Annotated in this window: 17 protein-coding genes; 9 read left to right on the top strand and 8 right to left on the bottom strand. The window is 66.0% G+C overall.

The genetic code is table 11. From position 1 onward, the window contains the following. Window positions 1–121: 121 nt before the first annotated feature. Both AC1D14_RS07725 and AC1D14_RS07730 read left to right on the top strand, forming a co-directional pair. Window positions 122–2,080 carry an FAD/NAD(P)-binding protein gene (locus AC1D14_RS07725; protein WP_476968266.1) on the top strand — a complete coding sequence of 653 codons (1,959 nt, stop codon included), beginning with the start codon at window positions 122–124 and terminating at the stop codon, window positions 2,078–2,080. A gap of 2 nt (window positions 2,081–2,082) precedes the next feature. Next, window positions 2,083–2,625 carry a GNAT family N-acetyltransferase gene (locus tag AC1D14_RS07730; RefSeq protein WP_476882496.1) on the top strand — a complete coding sequence of 181 codons (543 nt, stop codon included), beginning with the start codon at window positions 2,083–2,085 and terminating at the stop codon, window positions 2,623–2,625. A 42-nt stretch (window positions 2,626–2,667) separates the two neighbouring features. Here AC1D14_RS07730 and AC1D14_RS07735 read toward each other — a convergent pair whose 3' ends face one another. Next, window positions 2,668–3,807 (bottom strand): hypothetical protein, encoded by a 1,140-nt coding sequence (locus tag AC1D14_RS07735; protein ID WP_476882497.1) that lies wholly within the window; start codon window positions 3,805–3,807, stop codon window positions 2,668–2,670. Between the two features lie 104 nt (window positions 3,808–3,911). Then, window positions 3,912–6,116, bottom strand: coding sequence for a multicopper oxidase family protein (locus tag AC1D14_RS07740; protein ID WP_230121229.1), 2,205 nt, complete (start codon window positions 6,114–6,116; stop codon window positions 3,912–3,914). Window positions 6,117–6,942: 826 nt separating this feature from the next. On the opposite strand from AC1D14_RS07740, the gene AC1D14_RS07745 reads away from it, so the two are divergent. Continuing rightward, entirely contained in the window at window positions 6,943–7,794 is an 852-nt protein-coding gene (locus AC1D14_RS07745) for a lipase family alpha/beta hydrolase (protein WP_476968267.1), read from the top strand. A gap of 23 nt (window positions 7,795–7,817) precedes the next feature. Here AC1D14_RS07745 and AC1D14_RS07750 read toward each other — a convergent pair whose 3' ends face one another. From AC1D14_RS07750 to AC1D14_RS07760, 3 genes are all read right to left on the bottom strand, one after another. Then, window positions 7,818–9,407 (bottom strand): FG-GAP repeat domain-containing protein, encoded by a 1,590-nt coding sequence (locus AC1D14_RS07750; RefSeq protein ID WP_476968268.1) that lies wholly within the window; start codon window positions 9,405–9,407, stop codon window positions 7,818–7,820. 200 nt (window positions 9,408–9,607) lie between these two features. Next, window positions 9,608–10,606, bottom strand: a complete 999-nt coding sequence (locus AC1D14_RS07755) for a LacI family DNA-binding transcriptional regulator (RefSeq protein ID WP_230117828.1) — start codon at window positions 10,604–10,606, stop codon at window positions 9,608–9,610. Window positions 10,607–10,752: 146 nt separating this feature from the next. Next, complete coding sequence (locus AC1D14_RS07760; protein WP_476968269.1) at window positions 10,753–12,111, bottom strand: MFS transporter; 1,359 nt, start codon at window positions 12,109–12,111, stop codon at window positions 10,753–10,755. 205 nt (window positions 12,112–12,316) lie between these two features. On the opposite strand from AC1D14_RS07760, the gene hisD reads away from it, so the two are divergent. Genes hisD through AC1D14_RS07775 form a run of 3 tightly spaced genes read left to right on the top strand, consistent with a single transcriptional unit; the run spans window position 12,317 to window position 15,436 of the window. Then, window positions 12,317–13,663 carry a histidinol dehydrogenase gene (gene hisD, locus AC1D14_RS07765; protein WP_230117830.1) on the top strand — a complete coding sequence of 449 codons (1,347 nt, stop codon included), beginning with the start codon at window positions 12,317–12,319 and terminating at the stop codon, window positions 13,661–13,663. An 8-nt stretch (window positions 13,664–13,671) separates the two neighbouring features. Then, on the top strand, window positions 13,672–14,418 hold the full coding sequence (locus AC1D14_RS07770; RefSeq protein WP_230117831.1) for an SDR family NAD(P)-dependent oxidoreductase: 747 nt from the start codon (window positions 13,672–13,674) through the stop codon (window positions 14,416–14,418). A gap of 52 nt (window positions 14,419–14,470) precedes the next feature. Further along, a complete protein-coding gene (locus AC1D14_RS07775; protein ID WP_476968270.1) occupies window positions 14,471–15,436 on the top strand; it encodes a 3-hydroxyacyl-CoA dehydrogenase family protein in 966 nt (321 codons plus the stop codon). A 28-nt stretch (window positions 15,437–15,464) separates the two neighbouring features. Here AC1D14_RS07775 and AC1D14_RS07780 read toward each other — a convergent pair whose 3' ends face one another. The 3 genes from AC1D14_RS07780 to AC1D14_RS07790 all read right to left on the bottom strand — a co-directional run bounded on the left by AC1D14_RS07780 (window position 15,465) and on the right by AC1D14_RS07790 (window position 18,084). Further along, window positions 15,465–16,517: an LCP family protein gene (locus tag AC1D14_RS07780; protein ID WP_476881506.1), complete on the bottom strand. Its 1,053-nt coding sequence runs from the start codon at window positions 16,515–16,517 to the stop codon at window positions 15,465–15,467. Window positions 16,518–16,662: 145 nt separating this feature from the next. After that, entirely contained in the window at window positions 16,663–16,989 is a 327-nt protein-coding gene (locus tag AC1D14_RS07785; protein ID WP_230117834.1) for a carboxymuconolactone decarboxylase family protein, read from the bottom strand. A 51-nt stretch (window positions 16,990–17,040) separates the two neighbouring features. After that, window positions 17,041–18,084: an NAD(P)-dependent alcohol dehydrogenase gene (locus tag AC1D14_RS07790; protein WP_230117835.1), complete on the bottom strand. Its 1,044-nt coding sequence runs from the start codon at window positions 18,082–18,084 to the stop codon at window positions 17,041–17,043. 187 nt (window positions 18,085–18,271) lie between these two features. Between AC1D14_RS07790 and AC1D14_RS07795 the strand changes: the two genes are divergently transcribed. Genes AC1D14_RS07795 through AC1D14_RS07805 form a run of 3 tightly spaced genes read left to right on the top strand, consistent with a single transcriptional unit; the run spans window position 18,272 to window position 20,914 of the window. Continuing rightward, window positions 18,272–19,246, top strand: a complete 975-nt coding sequence (locus AC1D14_RS07795; protein WP_230117836.1) for a helix-turn-helix transcriptional regulator — start codon at window positions 18,272–18,274, stop codon at window positions 19,244–19,246. A 23-nt stretch (window positions 19,247–19,269) separates the two neighbouring features. Next, on the top strand, window positions 19,270–20,088 hold the full coding sequence (locus tag AC1D14_RS07800) for an HAD family hydrolase (RefSeq protein WP_230117837.1): 819 nt from the start codon (window positions 19,270–19,272) through the stop codon (window positions 20,086–20,088). 7 nt (window positions 20,089–20,095) lie between these two features. Beyond that, complete coding sequence (locus tag AC1D14_RS07805) at window positions 20,096–20,914, top strand: glycerophosphodiester phosphodiesterase family protein (RefSeq protein ID WP_476881508.1); 819 nt, start codon at window positions 20,096–20,098, stop codon at window positions 20,912–20,914. Window positions 20,915–20,975: the final 61 nt, after the last annotated feature.

The following is a 20,975-nucleotide window of genomic DNA, read 5'->3' on the forward strand; positions in this document are numbered from 1 at the left end:
CGAATTCTTGCGCTGATTTACGCGCCGTTACGCGGGGTGAACAGCCGTTACCCGCCCCTCGACCCGGGCCGGTTTTGCACCCTAGCCTGAGGCTCCCAAGCCGTCCCGATCAGGAGTGCCGATGCCAGCGCAGAACCCTTCCGTCGTCTTCCTCGGCGGCGGTCCGCGCACCGCAGGTATCCTGGAGCGGCTCGCCGCGAACCGGCCCGAGCTGGCGGACGTCCCTCTAGACATCCACGTCGTGGAACCCTACGAGCCCGGGTCCGGCAGGATCTGGCGCTTCGGCCAGCACCCCGGACTCATGCTGAACTCGGCCGCCGCGGACGTCACCATGTTCACCGACTCCTCGGTGCAGTGCGATGGGCCGCCGGCTGACGGCCCGGGCCTGGCCGAATGGGCGGTAGGAGTGCTCGGTGGCTCCATCACTGACGTTCCCGCGTTGCCACCTGCCCTGCTGGGGCAGCTGCGCTCGCTGTCGGGGACCACGTTTCCCACCCGCCAGCTGCAGAGCAAATACCTCGAGTGGTTCTTCCGCCGGGCTGTCCGAGCGCTCGGCGGCGATGTCAGTGTCACGGTCCACCGGGACACAGCAGTGGGTGTGGAACCCGACGGCGCGCGGTACGGCGTGCGGCTGGCCGGCGGCGGCACGCTGCACGCCGACGTCGTCATCGCGGCGCTGGGCCATACGGACTCCCAGCCGGATGCCCGGTCGGCCGGCTGGACAGGTTTCGCCGCCCGGCACGGCGGGTTCCATGCGGCACCCAGCTATACCACCGACGTCGACTACTCACCGATTACCGCGGGACAGGACGTCATCGTCTCCGGCATGGGACTCGCGTTCGTTGACCTGCTGGTGCTGCTGATGGAAGGCCGCGGAGGCCGGTTTGAAGAGATGTCCGACGGCGGCCTCCGTTACGTTCCGTCCGGGGCCGAGCCCCGGCTGTGGGCGGGATCGCGGCGCGGCGTGCCCTACCATTCCAAGATCAGCTCAGCCCTGCGCGGCGAGCCGGCCGGAGATCCGCGGTTTTTCACGGCCGGAGCCGTCCAGGCGCTGCTGGCGCGCCACGGCGAGCTGGATTTCCGTACCCAGCTGTGGCCGCTCATCGCCAAGGACGCCGGCCATGGCTACTACCGTGAGCTGTTTACCGGCAGCCCGGAACGGGTCAGCATGGGCTGGACCGAGTTCTCGGCCCGGTTTTCCGACCTCGACTGGTACAGCAGCGGCCGCCGGGACCTCGTGGCGGCGGCCGTCCCCGATGCGGCCCTGCACCTGGACCTTGAGCGGCTGGACCGGCCTTTCGGCGGGCGGCAGTTCGCCGGCCACCGGGAGGTCCAGGATGCGGTGGCCGGCTACATCGGCCACGACCTCGAGCTGCGGACCGGCCTCGACCATCCGGAAACCTTGGCGCTGTTCATAGCGCTCCTCAAGGTCTACATGGAACTGGGACGGATCGTCCCGCCCGAACGGCTGAACGCACGCTCCCAGCAGGAGGTCCAGGGCTGGTGGCACGGCTTCTTCAGCTTCGTGGATTCCGGGCCTCCGCCGCGGCGGCTGCGCGAGATGCTGGCGCTTCACCGGGCCGGGCTGCTGCAGTTCCTGGGGCCGGGCCTGGACGTGGCCGCGGATGAGGCGACAGGCTATTTCGTGGCAACGTCGTCGCAGTCGGACGTGACGGTACGGGCCAGGGCCTTCATCGAGGCCAGACTCCCGGCTCCATCCGTGGCACGGTCCGCCAATCCGCTGCTCCGGTCACTGCACGCCGCGGGTGTCGGCACCGAGCAGCACCTGCTGACGTCCGACGGCGCGCATTCAACGGGGCGGCTCCTCGTCTCCGCCGCGCACGAGCTCGTGGGCCGCGAAGGGGATGCCCAGGGCAGGATGTTCGGCGTGGGGCCGGGGACCTCCGGCTGGGGCGCGGGTGCGTTCGCCCGCCCGGGGACAAACGCCGCGCCCTTCCGCGAAAATGATGCCCTGGCCAGGAGAATCCTCACCGTAATCGCCGGGCTTCGTCCGCCACGTCCCGCGACCTCACGTACCGCTCCTTCACGTCCCGCTATTGCCGCCGTCGGAAAGGCCTGACCATGGAAACTGCCCCGCCCCAGTCCCCACCGCCGTCCGCGTCAGCGGACGCGGGGGGACTCGCTGTCTTGGAACTGCCCATGGACGACGCGCGCGTCCGGCCGCTGCTGGACGAGCTCGCCGTCGAGTACGACTCCCGCTACGGGGACCTGTTCGGCCGGGGCTCGGCCGCCGAGGAACTGAACAGATACCCGGCCGCAGAGTTCCAGGCTCCGGACGGGGCGTTGCTGATCATCCGGGAGAACGGCGAGTCCGTGGCCGGCGGAGCTTTCCGCCGCTACGACGCCCGGACTGCCGAGTTCAAGCGGATCTGGACCCACTCGGCGCACCGGCGGCGCGGGCTGGCCCGCCGGGTCCTGGCCGAGCTGGAACGGCTGGCCGGCGCGCGCGGGTACGGCAGGGTCTACCTCACCACCGGGCCGCGCCAGCCCGAGGCCAAACACCTGTACCTGAACACCGGCTACACGCCACACTTCGACCTGGCCGCCGATCCGGAAACCATCGGGCCCCTGGCGTTCACGAAGGACCTAGCGGAGCGGGACTAAATGCTTCGGCGGGGCGGGGCGCCCGGTTGGGGCCGGCTCACGTCACGGATGGGCGCTATGCGAGATGTCAGACGCGCTTCCTGCTTCGCCGAACCACCCCGGCACGGTGCCTGCCATCCCGAGTACGCCGACGGCGATTGCAGCAAGCGCCGTGATGGAGCGGAGGTGTGCTGATGCCGGGGGACGTGCTGCGGTGGCGCCCTTTCTGCCGGGCAGTGCATTACCGCCGCGGAGCAGGACGATGGCGACCACCAGGGTGGCGAGCTCAAGGATGCAGGCAGCGATATCGGCCAGGCCGACAAGTTCGGGGACACCGGCTTCGGGTCCGAAGGGGAGTCCGGCCGTGCGGGACCACAGCCACAGCGCCAGTGGGACTGCCGAGGCCGCTGCGACGGCCGGGAGTGCACCGCGGTGGTGCCGGCCGAGCATGCGCAGGCCAAGGATAAGCTCGGCCAAGGCCAGGACGAGGAAGAAGGCGCCGGCCGGGGCCCAGTGGTCAAGGTGCCCGGGTATGACAGCCCCGTGGATGGCCGCGCTGCCGAAAAGCGCCACGGCCACAAGCAGCCTGCTGAGGCCGATCGGCGCAGTTCGCGCCGGCCGCCGTTGGGCCCGGCTGATATCCATCCGGCCGCCGCGCATCGCCACCACCCAGCCGGTGAGCACGACGTTGGTGACCAGCAATATTCCGCTGCCATAGGCGATGGAGACCAGCTGCACCGTCAGTGACGCCTGGTCGAGATCGGACACCGAACTGCCGGTGGCCGCGTGGTGCATGGCGCCCATGAGCCGATGCTGCAGGGCATAGTCCCACGCAGAGTTAACGGCAAGCTGGGCCATCCCTGCGAGGGTGCCTGCCGCGGCGATCAGGAGGCCCGTGGCAATGAACTTACTGGGCCTGGAGAGCGCTGGTCCGAACCAGCGCATTGCCAGCGTGACGGCTGCCAGCACGGCCAACACGAAAACTGGAAGCGTGGCTGTGGACTCGCGAAGCCAGCTGGCGAATGGCTCCTGCGTGCGTTCGATTGCCCCGACTGCTCCGCGCAGCGACACCATCCAGAATCCGTCAGCGTAGGCCATGACCGCAGCCAGCGGCAGAACCGTGAGCCAGGGTACGGCCTGCCGCGCGGGGGCGGCAATGCTGTGCCCGTCGACGGAACTGCCGGACATCGTTTTCTCGGTCATCTCCGGTTACCTCGCATATCGGTTGTCGCACATTGGTTGTTGGGGCCGGGGCTCATCTGGTGGACAAGCCCCGGCCGTTTCTCCTACTGCCGGAGCCGGGACGGTTACGGTGTGATCTCCCAGCCGAACATCATGGCGTGGTCCTCGTGCGCCAGGTTGTGGCAGTGCGCCACGTACGGTCCCACGAAGTCCCGGAATCCGCGGTAGATGATCACCGACTCGCCAGGATCGAGAGCCACCAGGTCTTCACGCGAGACGTCGTCCGGGTGCGAGGGATTTCCCTTCGTCACGTCCTTGTTGTTCCGCATGACGGTCCGGTGCTCCTCCATGTGCAGATGGAAGGGATGCACCCAGCCGCCGCCGCCGTTGCGGATCTCCCAAAGGTTGAAGCTGCCCTTCTTTTGCTGGGCGAGGGGTGAGCGGCCGGCCCTGTTCTTCTTGCTGGTGGCCACCGTGTGGGGTTCGAATTCTTTGCCGTTGATGAGCCATTCCGTCTCGCCGCCAGCGGCGCCGCGCTCCACCTCGAAGATCAGCCGGTTGTCCAGCATGGTCTGCCAGTTGCTGGGCAGCGGCGGAAGGTCACGCATTTTGGTCGGAATGACGCTGTCATCCGGCGCATCGTCACCGATCACGAACTTGAGCACCGGGACCTTGTAGTTCGGATCGGGCGTGAACCGGGACGAGTTGGACCACATCCGCCCGTTGGGCATCTTCATGACGTTGGTCAAGTAGATGACGTCGCCTTTGGTGGTGGGCGTGCCGTCCTGGTAGCGGCTGAAATCGATGACCACCTCGCGGCGCTTCGCGGGCCACAGCTCGAAGGAACTGCGCTTGACCGGGAACGGAAGGAGCCCGCCGTCCGAGGCAATCTGGGTGAACTCCATGCACTGCTGCGCGTCGGGGATCCGGTATTGGCCCTCGAGCTCATCACCCTTGTATCCGAGCGAGACGGCGGACTTCGGTCCCTTCGTGGAGCTCATCAGCTTGAACTCGTAGATCCGGGCAATGGAGGCGTCCAGGAAACGGAAGCGGTACTTGCGCCGCTTCACCTCCATCACCGGGCTGGCCGTGCCGTTGACGGTGAAGATGTCGCCCACAAACCCATGGCTTGGGAAGTGCTTGTAGAAGGTCTTCCCCCACCACTCCGGGTGCTTCGCCGGGTTCTTCGCGGCTGGGAACTCGCCCTGCACATCGTGGATGTCCTTGTGCGTGGTCACGCCGTCGTCGAGCCGGCAGTCGTAGAAGGCGAGCGGGACGTCGTAGTCCACGTCGAATGATCCGTCCGGGTTGTCCTTCCGGACGCCCGGTAGGCGCAGCCCCTTCCGCTCGTCCCCCATGTCCATGCCGTTCTTCGGGTCATAGATCGGGTACAGCCCCACCATGCCCTTGTAAACATTTGAACCTGTGTGGTCCATGCGGTGGTCGTGGAACCAGAAGAAACTCTGCTTCTCGCGGTCATCTCCACCGGCGGGCCAGTTCAGATACAGGTTGTCGCAGAACGTCTTCGGCAGGTAGCCCTCGTACTTGGGCCCGCTGGTCATGGAGTAGTGCGGGTTGCCGTCGCTCTCCGGTGCCGTGTGGCCGTTGTGCAGGTGGGTCAGGAAGGACCAGTCCGGGGAACCGAAGTCCTGGCGATCCAGGTTGAGCGGGTTCTCGTCCAAGTGGTTCTCGAAGCGGACCAGCGCCGGCCTGCCGTATTCGGCGTTGATCATGGGTCCGGGGAAGGTCCCGTTGAAGCCATAGATCGTGCTTTGCGGCAAAGTCCGCTTGGTGCCCGCAGGGTACGTCTTGCCCTTATCGTCAAACGAGACTGTCGGGCGGCCGTTTGCGTCGATCGGCAGCACCTGCGAGGTGGTGAACGCGTGCTGCCGCAACAGCAGGTCGATCTTATAGACGAGCGGGTCCGGATAGCCCACTTTGTTCGGCCAGATCTGGTGCTGCTCATTCTTAAAGGAACTCTGCTGGCCCTGGCCCGGGCCTGGCGGTTCGTTCCACTCGCTGTAGCCCTTCACAAAGCTGTCGCCCACCTTGGGTACAGGGGCCAGGGCCTTGGGAATAGTCAGCTTGTCGGTAAACGGGGCGATGATCAGCGGGCTGGTCGGGAAGGCCTCGATATAGAAGATCAGGTCGCCAAGCGCCGTTGACGTGGCAGCGAAAGCACCGTCCGGCGAGAGCAGACCTTTCTGGGCGAGCAGCGGGCCAGCCCAGCCCTGCGCCGCGACGAGCGCGGCGCCGGCTCCTCCGGCTGCCCCCAGCCGCAAGAGCGTACGGCGGGATACCCCGCCTGTGTTTGTAGATTCCTGCGACATCTGTCTGCGCCTCCTTCGTTTAGGGGCCGAAAAGGCCCCGCGGCCCCCGGTCATCGATACCCAGGCCGTTCCCGGAGCGTTGTGATCACCGGGGACTTCATGCCTTGCGGGGCCGACAGTGCGTTGTCGTTGCCCCGCGCAACCACTGTGGGGTGCAGGACTTGGGAAAACATTGCTATCAGCGGGGTGCATGACCCCTCAATGAGATGGGTATAGGAATGCCTGCCTGCAAGGTGGTCATCGGCTGGGCGAACGACGGCGGCACTCTTCTCCAGCGGAAACGCCGGGCCAGTTAGCCGGAACCGTTGCTTGCGTCCCGGCATGCGCATAGCCTGTGTCTCGCAAGTGTTCTTCAAACCTTGTTGGGGGGAGGCTTGAACAGCCTTCATCTCGAGGGGCACTTGCCGAAAAGGCTGGCTCCACGGTCTCAGCACGCCTGGAGCCAGCTTCGGCATCTCTGGACGCGAAACGCCGGCGGCAGGCAGCACAATCCGCTGCCCCTAAAGACTGGCTTCAGCAGTGTCCCGGGGAAGCGGCTCCTGAACATTCGTGCACGTAGCCGGGTTGCTCTCGCCAGGTCCTCCCGTGCAGGTCCTCCCACGCCACACGCGTACTCGTCAGTAACTTAGCGGCCTGGGAGGCCGATCGCCTTTGGTCAGGACCAGCGGCGGCCGGGCTGAATGCATGCACAGAAGTGCAAAGGGCATGTGGGCAGGCATGCGGGCTGCCTACGCTCGAAAGGCCGCCCCATGATCTAGGTCACACCCTCACCGTGGCCATTCTGGCCGGCGCACGTCCCGCAGACACGCAAAACGAAGAGGTTTCCATGTCGCTGCTCAAGAAAACTGTCTCAATAGCCGCCGTCGCGCTCCTTGCCGGCTGCCTCGGTGCGCTGCCCGCCCAGGCCGACGCCATCGATGTCTCTCCTCCCGGAGCCAATGACTGGTCCTGCAAGCCGTCGGCGGCCCACCCCTATCCGGTGATCCTGGTTCCCGGGACCTTCGAGAACATGGCGAAGAACTGGGTCACCATGTCTCCGTACCTCAAGAACGCGGGGTACTGCGTCTTCGCCCTTAACTACGGCGAAACCAACGGAGTGGACGCCACGGCACCCGTAGCCGACTCCGCCCGGGAGCTCGCCCCGTTCGTTGATGCGGTGCTGGCTGCGACGGGGGCAAAGAAGGTGAACCTGGTGGGACACAGCCAGGGTGGAATGATGCCGCGCTACTATATGGGATTCCTCGGCGGGGCCAAAAAGGTCAACCAGCTCGTGGGAATCGCACCCTCCAACCACGGAACGCAGGGAGTAATTGCCCCGCCGCCGGACGTCGTGCCGCCGGTGGCCGGTTCCGCCGGTTTCGCCTGCGCCGCGTGCGCAGACCAGCAGGCAGGATCGGCGTTCCTGCAGAAACTGAACTCCATCGGAGACACGGTGGCAGGTCCTGCCTACACCGTGATTTCAACCACGCACGACGAGGTGGTCACTCCCTACCAAAGCCAGTTCCTCTCAGGTCCGGCGAGGCAGGTCACCAACATCACCATCCAGGACAAGTGCCCGGCCGATCTGATCGGACACGACCAGACTCCCAGCGACCCCGTGGTCCGGCAGCTCGTTGCCAACGCTCTCGGGATGACGGCCGGTCCCGCCGACCCCGCCTTCCAGCCCAGGTGCCTCTAACGGACCATGCCGCCGCAACGTGCTCAGAAGAGCGGGGCGAGCCCGTTCCAGCCTGCCCCCACCCGCACACGTGAAAGGAAGGTGCCGGCGCCGCTGCCGGGGTAGAGCCACAGCACGCCGGCGGCGTCACGCGCCAGCACGTCAGCGGTGCGGTCACCGTTGAAATCACCGGGGCTGACGACGGCGGTCATGACGTTCCATCCGACGCCTACCCTGACGCGGGGGAGCCAGCCGCCGGTACCGCTGCCGGGGTACAGCCACAGCAGGCCGGTGGCTGTTTCCCGTGCCAGCACATCCACGGCACCGTCGCCGTTGAAGTCGCCGGGGCCCACGAGGGCATTGAAGACGTTCCACCCGGTGCCCACCCTGACGCGCGGCAGGAATCCTCCGGTGCCGCTGCCGCGGTACAGCCAGAGGGCTCCAGTGGCGGTTTCACGCGCCAGGACGTCGACGCGCTGGTCGCCGTTGAAGTCACCCGGCCCAATGATGGCGCTGAAGATGTTCCAGCCGATGCCCACCTTAACGCGGGCCAGGAATCCGCCGGTGCCGTTGCCGCGGTAGAGCCAGAGGTTGCCGGTGGCCGTCTCACGGGCAAGCACGTCCAGCGGGCCGTCGCCGTTGAAGTCGCCAGGGGTCTCAAGTGCGTTGAAACCGTTCCAGCCGGTACCGATGCGCTGGCCGGGAAGCCTGCCGCCGTGCCCGGTCCCCGAGTACATCCGCAGCTCTGCGGTGGCCGTGACCCGGGCCAGGATGTCGGTGTTCCAGTCCCCGTTAAAGTCCGCCGTCGACCGCGACAAGGCGGACGCAGGGACGGGCAGGGGAGTGAACGCGTACGGGTCGCAGGTCAGGTCGTAGTCCCGGACGTCGTCGTACCACTGTGACAGGTACACACGCCCACCGGAGAAGCTGGGCTTGCGGCAGAGATCGAGGGCCTCGGAGGGGAAATCGAGACGGCCGGCCGTGGCCCAGACGGGCACGCCGGGCAGCCGCCAAGAACCGGTAATGCTTGCCCAGCCGGAGGCGAAGGAATAGACGCCATAGGAGAAGCGGGCATCCCGCAGGCCGCGCATCAGGCCCTCGATGACATATCGGTTTTCGCGCTGCTGCAGGGCAGTGGCCGTGGGCCAGGGCTGGGCGGGCCGGGGTTCGACGTCGATCCAGACCACCCGCGGCGTGAATCCTGTCCGGGTAAGGCTGGCCACTGCGAAACGTGCTTCGGCGTAGCCCACGTTGGACAGCTGGCCGGCCCGGGTGGCGGCAGACCACGGCCCCTGCGACCGGTACGTTGTGAGCTGCGCCGCGGTGGGGAAAGCCGCCATGGTGTACGCCTGGGCGGGCTTGCCGCTGGTCCTCACGAAGCCCACCTGGCTGGCAAGGCACGGGTTTTCGGTGAAGGGGAGACCCTTCGTCAGGCCCACCACGACGAACTGGGATGACGCGGGCGGGAGAGGCAGGCCAAAGCCGCCGACCGCCGTCGGGCACTGGGGCCAGGAGATGTCATGGCCCCTCAGCGATACTGCCTGCGCAGGAGGTGCAGCCGGAACGTAACCGAGGAGCAAGGCCAGGAAGACGAGGAGCCCGATCAGGAGGCGCCGCGTCGACACCGCGGTCACGGCGACCACCGGCTCCTGACGGCGGCCACGGGGCAACCGCTGATGTTCCGCCCGCCGATGTACGTTGCGGGGTGTACCAGCCCGGAATCACGAGCTTCGCCATCCATTGCCGTTCGCTCCTTTGCCACCACCAGTTTACGTCCGGAGGCGGCGCCAGGCTCCCAAAGCCCGGCCAGGTCAGCTCACGGAAGCGCCGGCGGTCAGGAGCCGCTGGTGGCCTTGGTGCTTCCGCGGACGATCAGGTCGCACGGGAAGTTGACCCGCCGGGCCGGCTGGCCCGGACTGTGGATGCGTTCCAGCAGCATCCGCGCCCCGACACGGGCCATCTCGCGGCTGGGCTGCCGGACGGTGGTCAGGCTGAAGGAGTCCCAGGCGGCCATGTCGACGTCATCGTAGCCGATCACCCAGCAATCCTGGGGCTGGATCTGGTTGGCGCGCAGGGCATCGAGGGCGCCAAAGGCCATCAGGTCGTTGGCGCAGAAGACAGCCTGTGGACGGTCCGCGCGTGAGAGCAGCCTGTTCATGACCTGGGCGCTGATGTCGTGGGAAAAGCCGCCCTGGAAACGGAAATGTTCCGGAACGGTGTGCCCCCGCTCCGCCATTCTGCCGAGGAACCCCAGGCCGCGCTCGCGGGAGGTGCTTGCGTTTTCAGCGCCACCGATGAACGCGACCTTGGTTTTGCCGTTGGCCACCAGATAATCGGCGACGGCGGCGCCGCCGTCAGTGTTGCTGCTGGTGACCTGGTCACATTCCAGGCCTTCCACGACGCGGTTGATCAGGACGATGGGGCTGTTCTTTTCTATGGCAGCCTGCAGTTCCAGCGAGTCTTCCGTGGCGGTCGTGAAAATGACTCCGTCGACGGCATGTTCCCGGATGGCCTTCAACGCGTCGTGGTGACTGCCGCCGCCCGCGTTCCAGATAACGACGCGGAAGCCCGCTGAGTCGAGCTCGCGGCTCAGCTCGTCAAGAACCTCCGGGTAGAAGGGGTTCGTGAGGTCGGCAACCACCACTCCGATGGTGTTCGTTTTCCTGGTCTTCATGGCCTGGGCCCCGGCATGAGGTACGTAGCCCAAGGTTTCCATGGCTGCCTGAACGCGCGCCTTCGTGGCAGGCGAAAGCTTCGCGGAGGAGGACATGACTCTGGACACGGTGGCCTGTGAGACGCCGGCCAGTTCTGCCACATCACGGCTGGTAACCATTGCGTCGCCCTCCTTTCATCTTGTTTACGCCGCAGGTGCGCAGAGGATTCCCGCTCTCCGTTGTTTCAGAGTAGCCAAAGTTTCGGACCTGCACCTGCAGGCGACTGCCTTTGGAGGCAGCCGCCTGCCTTTGCAGTGGCGGGGTATTACCGGCCGGTTGTCGGGTCGTATTCGGCGCTAAGGCCACGGCGGAACCGGACCCGGGGCGCCGTCTCAGGCGACCACAGCGCTCCTACAATGGTGATGATCGACGTGACCACCATGTAAAGGGCAACGAGCCAGTACCGGTCGAACTCGGGGCCGATGAGTGCCGTGGCGATCAGCGGTGCGAAGCCTCCGGCGAAGACAGCCGCGACCTGCGGGCCGACTGAGGCTCCGGAATAGCGCAGTTTGGGTTCAAAGAGTTCGGTGAAGTAGGCCGGTTCCACGGAATAGCAGAGGTCGCGGCCGACGTTGCAGGTCAAGATGAGCACGAGCACGAGCATCAGGAAGTCACCTGTCTGCACGGCCCAGAAGAAGGGGAAGGCCATCAGGAGCATGGTGGTTGCTCCGGCGATCACGGTGTAGCGGCGTCCCCAGCGGTCGGATACCCAGCCCCAGAACGGGATGGAGAAGATGCCCAGGCCTGCCATGATCATGGTGGCCAGCAGGATGCTGTTCTTTTCCAGCAGCACTGCGGGGCCGTAGGCGAGCAGGAACGTCGTGTAGATGTAGTAGTTCGCGTTCTCGGCAAACCGCATCATGATGACTTTGAGGATGGTCAGCGGGCGGGTCTTGATGACTTTGACCACCGGCATCTTCTCGATCTCACCCTTGCGCTTGATTTCTTCGAACGCCGGGGATTCGTCCACCTTGCTGCGGATGTAGAAGGAGAGCGCCACCAGCAGGATCGAGACGAGGAACGGGATGCGCCATCCCCAGGCCACAAAAGCCTCCGGTGAGATCAGGTAGCCCATGATGTAGAAGGCGCCGTTGGCCAGCAGTGTCCCTGCCGGCACGCCGATCTGCGGCCAGGAGCCGAAGAACCCGCGCCGCTCGGCCGGGGCGAACTCGGTGGCCATCAGCGCGGCGCCGCCCCATTCGCCGCCGACGCCGATGCCCTGCACGATCCGCAGGAGGACCAGCAGGATCGGGGCGGCGATGCCGATCGTGGCGAAGTTGGGCAGGCAGCCGATGAGGAAGGTGCCGCCGCCCATCAGACCGAGCGTCATCATGAGCATTTTCTTCCGGCCCAGGCGGTCGCCGAAGTGGGCAAAGATGACGCCTCCGATGGGGCGCGCCGCGAAGCCAATAGCGTAGGTGCTGAAGGAGAGCAGGATACCGACGAACGGACTCGCCTGCGGAAAAAACTGCGAGTTGAGGATGATGGCAGCGGCGACGCCGTAGACGTAGAAGTCGTACCACTCGATGCAGCTGCCCAGCACGGAGGAGACGAGGGCCTTGCGGCGCATCTTTGGATCAATGGCGGGTGGCGCTGGGGTTGCTGTTGTCGCGGGGGTGCTCATTCAGAGACTCCTTTGTCTTCGACCGGACTGTGAGCGCAGCCACACCGGCTGCCTCGTGAAAAGGAGTGTATACGTATTCAATTCATCACTACAAGCCCTTGTGTCGAAAAATGTATACGTATACACTCGTTCATCATGCAGGCCGGATGGCTTGGATCGGGGCGCTCCAGCAGTCGCCCATCAATGAAGATGGAAGGTAAGCCTGATGACGGTTACAAATGAAATCAGTTCGGCCGTGGAGTCAACGATGCTGAAAGAGCCTGCCCGGAACAGCGTGGCCCGGGGAAGTACGCCCGAGGTCCGGGCGACCGTGGAGGGCGTCATCGCAGATATCCGCGAACGCGGCGACGCAGCCGTCCGCGAGTATTCGGAGAAGTTCGACAAGTACGCGCCCGAATCGTTTCTCCTGAGCCAGGATCAGCTTGACGAGATCATGGCCCGCGTTCCGGAGCAGACCATTGAGGACATCAAGTTCGTCCAGGAACAGGTCCGGGTCATGGCGCAGAAGCAGCTTGCGTCCCTGTCCGACTTCGAAATCGAAACCCTGCCCGGAGTGTTCCTCGGGCAGAAGAACGTACCGGTCCAGGCTGCCGGCGCGTACATACCCGGCGGAAAGTACCCGCTGCTGGCCAGCGCCCACATGACCATCATTACTGCCAAGGTCGCCGGCGTGGAGCGCGTCGCAGCGTGCACCCCGCTGATCCAGGGCGAGGTGCCGGACGCCACCGTCGCGGCCATGTATCTGGCCGGTGCCGACGAGATCTACCTTTTGGGCGGCATCCAGGCGGTCGCCGCGCTGGCCATCGGCACCGAAACCATCAAGCCGGTCAACATGCTGGCCGGCCCCGGCAACGCCTTCGTCGCCGAAGCCAAGCGCCAGCTCTTCGGTGAGGTCGGCATCGACCTCTTCGCCGGGCCCACCGAGGTCCTCATCGTTGCCGACGAACACGCGGACCCGTTCATCGTCGCCGTCGACCTCCTGTCCCAGGCCGAGCACGGGCCAGACTCGCCCGCCGTCCTGATCACTACCAGCGGGGAGCTGGGCCGCAAAGTCATCGAGCACATCGACACCATCCTCGTGGACATGCCCACCCGCGATTACGCCGCGGCCGCATGGCGCGACTGGGGCGCAGTCCACGTCGTTGAAAATCTTAACGAAGCGTACGTCCTGGCCGACGAGTACGCCTACGAGCACGTTCAGATCCTCACGCAGAACCCGCGCGAAGCCCTTGACAAGATGCACGACTACGGCGCACTCTTCCTCGGCGAAGGGACCTGCGTGTCCTATGGGGACAAGGTCATCGGCACCAACCATGTGCTTCCTACCCGCGGCGCCGCCCGGTATACCGGCGGCCTCTGGGTGGGCAAGTACCTGCGCACCGTCACGTACCAGGAAGTGACCAACACCGAGTCCAGCGCCTTCTTCGGTGAGCTCTGCGGCCGCGCATCCAGGGTGGAACGGTTCGAGGGCCACGCCCGTTCGGGCGACGTCAGGGCGGCGAAGTACCGCGGCACGTCCCTGCCCTGGTCGGACCACACCTTCGAAAGCTAAGGGCCAGGGTGCTGAATTTCCGCCTGGACGGCAAGAATGCACTGGTCACGGGGGCATCCCGCGGACTCGGCAAGGCCATCGCCGATGGCCTTGCCGAGTGCGGCGCCACCGTGTATGGAACCAGCCGTGACGCCTCAAGTGCCCGCCAGATCAGCGAACGGTACGGAACGCCCTCCCTTCCCATCGACGTGACCCGGACCAAGGACCTGCGTCGATTCGCTGCCACCCTGATGCATGACAGCGGAGGTATTGATCTGCTGGTCAACAACGCAGGCGTCAATGTACCCAAGCCGGCGCTGGAACTGACAGCCGACGACTGGGATACCGTTTTTGACACCAATCTCAAGGGCAGCTTCTTCCTGACCACGGCCATCGCGCAGCACTGGATGGACCGGGGAACGCCGGGCGCCGTCGTCAACGTCGCGTCCCAGGCGGGAATCGTCGGAATCGAGGAACGGGCAGCCTACGGGACCAGCAAGGCCGGCCTGATCCATCTCACCAAGATCCTGGCTCTGGAATGGGCCCCGGCCGGAATCCGGGTCAACGCCGTCGCACCGACCTTCGTGCGCACGGAACTGACAGCATCGACCCTCAGCAGACCTGAATGGGCTGCGGAGCTGCTGTCCAGAATCCCGATGGGACGGTTCGGTGAACCGGAAGACATCGCGGGGGCGATCGCGTTTCTGCTCAGTGACGCCGCCTCGCTGATCACGGGCCACACGCTGGCCGTCGACGGCGGTTACACGATCCGCTAACCGTGCCCGGCCCTTCGGTCCTGCGCGCCCGACCTTTCCTAGGAGCATGTTCATGACAATCGTTGACACCTTTACAACCACGGCCGTCGTCGGCTCAGGCTACATGGGCGGCGGAATCGCGCAGGTACTGGCTTTGCACGGCTACGAAGTCGCACTGGGCGACGTCGACGGCGAGACCGCCGAACGGGCGCGCGTCAGGCTAGTCGAACAAGCCCGCGGGTTCGAGGCCCACGGACTGTTCCCGGAGGGGGCGCCCGAGGTCATTGCGGGAAACCTTGCCGCTGCGGGCAGCATTGAGGAAGCGGTGGCGGCGGCGGACTTCATCGCCGAGGCGGTTCCAGAAGACCCAGGGCTAAAAGCCAATATCCTTCGCCGGATCTCGACGGCTGCTCCGGCCGGCGCTGTCATCGGCACGAACACCTCAGCCATCCCCATCGGAGAACTGGCCCTGTCGGTGGCCGGTCCGGAGCGGTTCCTCGGCGTCCACTGGATGAATCCCGCCCCGTTTATCCCCGGTGTCGAACTCATACCCGGCCCGGACACAGACCCCGTTGTCCTGGACCTCGCCGAGGAGCTCATCCGCGGCGTGGGTAAGACACCGGCAAAGGTGGCTGACACGCCGGGATTCGTCGCCAACCGGCTCCAGTTCGCGCTGTACAAGGAAGCGGTTCAGATTGTTGACGATGGTGCCGCTACACCTGAGCAGATCGACACAGTAGTCAGAAACACCTTTGGGTTCCGCCTGGCTTTGTTCGGGCCCTTTGCGATCGGGGACATGGCGGGACTGGACGTCTACGAATCATCGTTCCGTACTTTGGAAAGGGCCTACGGTGATCGGTTTGCGGCTCCGGAAGCGCTAGCCGTGATGGTCAAGGATGGAAACCTTGGCCTCAAAAGCGGCCTCGGTTTCCTGGGCATCGATCCGGATGACCGGGACGCGCTGCTGGCCTACCGGGACAGTGCTTACGGGCGGCTTTCGCACCTGCGGGCGGAGCTTGGAGAGGCGCCAGGGCTGTAGGCGGTACGTCCGGAGGCGGCGCCAGGCTTCAGCGGGCGGGTTGGATCCCCGAATCCTTGATGTACTGGGCCACGCGGTCCCCGGCAAGGGCCGTCCTGATCTTGGTGATGGCTGCCGGGTCCTGCAGAACTATTGACCGTCCGTCGTCGGACGTGCCGACACCCGCCGTGGGAAGGGCAAAAAACACGCTGTCCTGCAGCCGGATATTCCGCAGGCTGTACGCCAGTCCCGCCACGGCTGGCGCGTCCAGGCCGGCATTGACGGCGAAAAACGAGGAGACGGAGCTGACCACCTTACGGAGCGTCTCCGGGTTCGTCAGCGTTTTCGGGCTGAGGAGCTTTGCGATCAGCGCCTTCACGAAGGTTTGTTGGTCCCGCACCCGCTGGTAGTCGCCGTCAGCGAATGCGTAGCGCTCGCGGACAAACTCAAGTGCCTGGGCACCGGTGAGGGTCTGCTTGCCGGGCCTGAACACGTGGCCGCTGTCGTGGGTTGAAGTGAACGGCGTCCTGACGTCCACTTCAACCCCGCCCAAGGCGTCCACCAACCCCGTGAACCGTCCGAAGTCGATCAGGACAGTGTGGTCGATGTGCACCCGGAAGAGTGACTCGACGGTCTGCGTCATAAGGGGTACGCCTCCCAAAGCCAGGCCGTCATTGATTTTGGAGAAGCCGTGGCCCGGAATGGCAGCCCAGGTGTCCCGCATGACGGAGATCCCGTAGGCATGCCTGCGGTCCGCGGTGATGTGAACCATGATGATCGCGTCCGCCCGCTGGTCCGTGGCGACCCTCGCGGCGGCCGCCTTCGCATTCGGCTCCCGGGTGTCGCTGCCCAGCAGCAGGATGTTGACGCCCCGCCCCCGGAGCTTGTCGACGGGGACCGCGGGAGCCGAAGGCGTCGCCTTTGGCGAGGGAGTGGCGGTGGGGGATGCGGACGTTGCCGGAGGAATGGCCGGGGCGGCCGCCCGGTTGCCAGGGTGGCCCTGTACCCAGACGAAGACGCCTGCCAGGACGGACATAAGGACCCCCAGCGTTACAAGGAACAGCAGCACCTTAGGCTGGACGCGTCGTCGCTGGTCGCTCATGGGATAACTATGTGCCTGAAATGACCCGATGGGAAAGGACTCGCCGGGCGGCCTGAATGTGCCCTGAAAAAGCCCGGAATCGGTGCGGCTTTTGTCCCTTCCACCCTCCGCAGCCCCGGACGGGGCTGCGGAGTCAATGGTGGAACTAGCTGGCTCGGAAGAGGTCCTTCGCGACCGCCATGGCGGACATCGCCTTCGGCCATCCAGCGTAAAAGGCCAGGTGGGTGATCACCTCGATGAGCTCCTGCTCGCTGGCGCCATTGTCCTTGGCCCTGCCCAGGTGGTGGGCCAGCTGCTCAGTGCTGCCGCTCGTGATGAGACTCGCGACCGTTACAAGGCTGCGCTCCTTCGGGGTCAGCTCCGGTCGCTCCCAGACCTGGCCGAACAGGACATCGTCCGTGAAGCCCACCAGTGCGGGCGCGAAATCGCCAAACAACTTCTCCGCGCCGGAAGGTTCCTTAGTGTCTGTCATTGTCTTCACTTTCTCAGTAGTCGTTCAGTGCCAATGCCCCTGTGGCAACGCTTAGCTGAGGGTGGCGGTGTCTATGACGAAGCGGTACCGGACGTCGGAGACCAGGACGCGTTCGTAGGCGTCGTTGATCTTGCTGGCCGGGATGACCTCGATCTCCGCGCCGAGCTGGTGTTCGGCGCAGAAGTCGAGCATTTCCTGGGTTTCGCGGATGCCGCCGATGGCGGAGCCTGCGAAGGACCGGCGCCCCATGATGAGTGAGAACACGTTCACCGGGAGCGGTTCCGCCGGTGCGCCCACGTTGACCAGGGCGCCGTCGAGGGTCAGCAGCTGCAGATAGGAGCTGATATCGATCTTCGCGCTGACCGTGTTGATGATCAGGTCGAAGGTGCCCGCGAGCCGTTCGAACGTGCCGGGATCGCTCGTGGCGAAGTAGGCGTCCGCACCCAGGCGCAGGCCGTCTTCCTGCTTCTTCAGGGACTGGGAGAGAACAGTGACGTCGGCGCCCATGGCGTGGGCGAGCTTGACGGCCATGTGGCCGAGCCCGCCGAGGCCGACAATCGCGACCTTCTTGCCGGGGCCGGCGCCCCAGTGGCGCAGCGGCGAGTAGGTGGTGATGCCGGCGCACAGCAGGGGAGCGGCGACGTCGAGTTCGATGCCCTCAGGGATGGTGACCACGAAATCTTCGGCCACTACGACGTGGGTGGAGTAGCCGCCCTGGGTGATGGTTCCGTCGCGGTCCACGGCGCCGTAGGTGCCTGTCATGCCGGCGAGGCAGTACTGCTCCTCGCCCTTGAGGCAGTTGGCGCACTCCATGCAGGAGTTGACCATGCAGCCGACGCCGACGCGGTCGCCCACCTGGTGCCGGGTGACCTCGGCGCCGATCTCGGTGACGATGCCGGCGATTTCGTGGCCGGGGACCAGCGGGTACTGCTGGGGTCCCCAGTCGCCCCGGACGGTGTGGATGTCTGAGTGGCAGATGCCGGCGTACTTGATCTCGATCAGGACATCGTGGGCGCCGACGTCCCGGCGCTCGATGGTGGTGGGAACGAGTTCCCCGTCAGCGGACGGGGCGGCGTAAGCGTTGGCGGTAAGCATGTGTCTCCTGTTTCAGGATCGGTTGGCAATGCCCCGCCAGAGGGGATCACCCGGCGGACCTTGTCGGCCGCGAGCGGGGCGGGGCACCATCCATACAACCCTGTTTGGTTCGGATGAGGGAGTCACTGCTGATACAGGTACTGGCAGGGACTCCCTCCGGGCCCCGCAAACTCCTAGCCTTGAGGCTATGGATAACCGCAACGAGATCCGTGACTTCCTCGCCTCCCGACGCGCCAAAATCAGCCCGGAACAGGCTGGACTGCCGGTCTACGGCGGTAAACGGCGGGTGCCCGGACTCCGCCGAGGGGAAGTGGCGACGCTTGCGGGCGTGAGCGTCGAGTACTACACCCGGCTGGAGCGCGGAAGCCTCGGCGGCGTGTCGGAGAGCGTGCTTGAGGCGTTGGCCAGGGCACTTCAGCTCGACGACGCCGAACGGTCGCACCTGTTCGACCTGGCCCGGGCTGCCAACACCACACAGCCGCGGCGTCGTCCCGCCCAGCAGCGCGTCCGGCCGAGCGTCCAGTTCGCCCTCGATTCGATCACCGACGCCCCGGCGTTCGTGCGCAACGGGCGCATGGACATCCTGGCCGCCAACCGGCTGGGCTATGCGCTGCACTCCGAGATGTACGTCAGCCCAGGGCGGCCGGCCAATTACGCCCGGTTCATCTTCCTGGAGGAGGAACGCTCCCGCCGTTTCTTCCCCGACTGGGAGCTGGCGGCCAACAACATGGTGGCCATCCTGCGCGCCGAGGCCGGCCGCGACCCATTCGACCGGGGACTGAGCGACCTCGTGGGCGAGCTCTCAACCCGCAGCGGCGAGTTCCGCACCCGCTGGGCCGCGCACAACGTGCGCCGCCACACCACCGGATTCAAGCACTTCCACCACCCCGTCGTCGGCGAGCTGCACCTGATGTTCGAGGCGATGGACCTCTCCGCGGACACCGGACTCTCACTGTTTATCTATCCGCCCGAGCCCGGTTCTCCCTCCGCGGACGCCCTGCGGCTCCTGGCGAGCTGGGCGGCAACGCAGGCCCTGGCTGCCGAAAGCCAGACCGGGCGTGAAAACGAGGCCGAGCGGACCCCGGCAGCCAAGGCCCCGGCCGCCAAGACACCGGCCACGCGGCAGGACTCGGCCCCGGCGGCCGCGGGGGACGGCGTCTGACCGTGCCCACGTAGACTGGCAGGATGCGGTTGGTAGCAAGTGACATAGACGGAACGATCCTTGGGCACGACGGAAAGATCAGTGGCCGCACGGTCCGGGCATTCCACGCCTGCCGGGAGGCCGGCGTCGAACTTGTCTTTGTCACGGGCCGCCCGCCGCGCTGGCTGCACCCGCTCGAAGAGCAGCTGGGGCACACCGGCACGGTGATCTGTTCGAACGGCGCGGTGGTGTGGGACCTCGAGGCGGGCCAGCTGGTATCCGCCCGGACCATGGCCCTCGCGGACGTTTTCGAGGCCCGCCGGATCATCAAGACACTTCGTCCCGCAGCCCTGTTTGCCGCCGAGACCCTCACCGGCTTCCACCTGGAACCGGGCTTCATCGAGAACGGCTCCAGTGAGCTTCTTTCCGAGTTCACCCCCGCTCCGCTGGCCGAGACGCTCACGGCGGATGACGCCGTCGTGAAGTTTCTCGCCATCGTCCGCGAAGGCACCGCGGATGACTTCCTCGCGGAGGTGACTCCAGCAGTCGGTAATCTAGCCACCGTCACGCACTCGGCACCCACCGTCGCCATGCTGGAGCTGTCGGTCCCGGGCATTAACAAGGCCGTGACGCTGGCTGAATACGCTGCGTCGCGGGGAATCGACGCCGCGGACGTGGTGGCCTTCGGTGACATGCCCAACGACATCGAAATGCTCCGCTGGGCCGGCCACGGTTACGCGATGGCCAGCGGCCATCCGGAGGCGATCCGCGCCGCCGGGCAGCAGGCACCGCACTTTGACGACGACGGCGTGGCCCAGATTCTCGAGGAAAAGCTCGCCGAACTCGGCGTCAGGCTGCCGTAAAACGACCGTGGCTCTGCCCTTTTTCTCCCCTTCGGGCCGTGGCGCCGGTGCCGCCGGAGGCGCGCCCGTCGCCATGGCGCACCGTGGCTTCTCCCGCGAGGGCCTGGAGAACTCCATGGCAGCGTTCCGCGCCGCCGTCGGGATCGGCTACCGGTACCTGGAAACGGACGTGCACACGACATCCGACGGCGTGCTGCTCCTCTTTCACGACGCGGCACTGGACCGGATCACGGACGGCGCCGGACGGATCGCAGAGCTGACCGCCGCCGAGGTTGCACGGGCCAGGATCGGGGGCCTGGAACCGGTGCCAACGTTCGATGAACTCGTGGCCGCCTTCCCCGACGCCCGGTTCAATCTCGACGTCAAGGACTGGAACTCAGTCCGCAGCCTCGCGGCCGCCATCGAGCGGCACGCCCTGCACGACCGTGTCCTCATCGCCAGCTTTTCGGACCGCCGACGCCGGGCGGTACTGCGGCTGCTCAGCCGCCGCACTGCCTCCTCCGCGGGGACGGCGGCCAATGCCGCCTTCGTGGCGCTCTCGCCGCTGCTGGCCGTGCCCGGTGTGGGTGCGCTGGCGCGGGCGGTCGTGGGCCGTGTGCTGCGCGACGTCGATGCCCTGCAGGTGCCGGTCCGCTACCGTGCTGTTCAGGTGGTGACCCCCGGCTTTGTCCGCCGCGCCCACGACCTGGGGCTGTACGTCCACGTGTGGACCATCAACGAGCCGGCCGAGATGCACAGGCTCCTGGACCTCGGCGTGGACGGCATCGTCTCCGACCGCGCCGACCTGCTGAGGGAAGTTCTGGTGAGCCGGGGCGCCTGGTCCTAGACGGACCCTCCTGGGTGGACTTCTCGGCATCTGACTGGTCCAGAATCATCAGCATGCTTAC

The sequence above is a fragment of the Arthrobacter sp. P1_B11 genome (assembly GCF_056406715.1).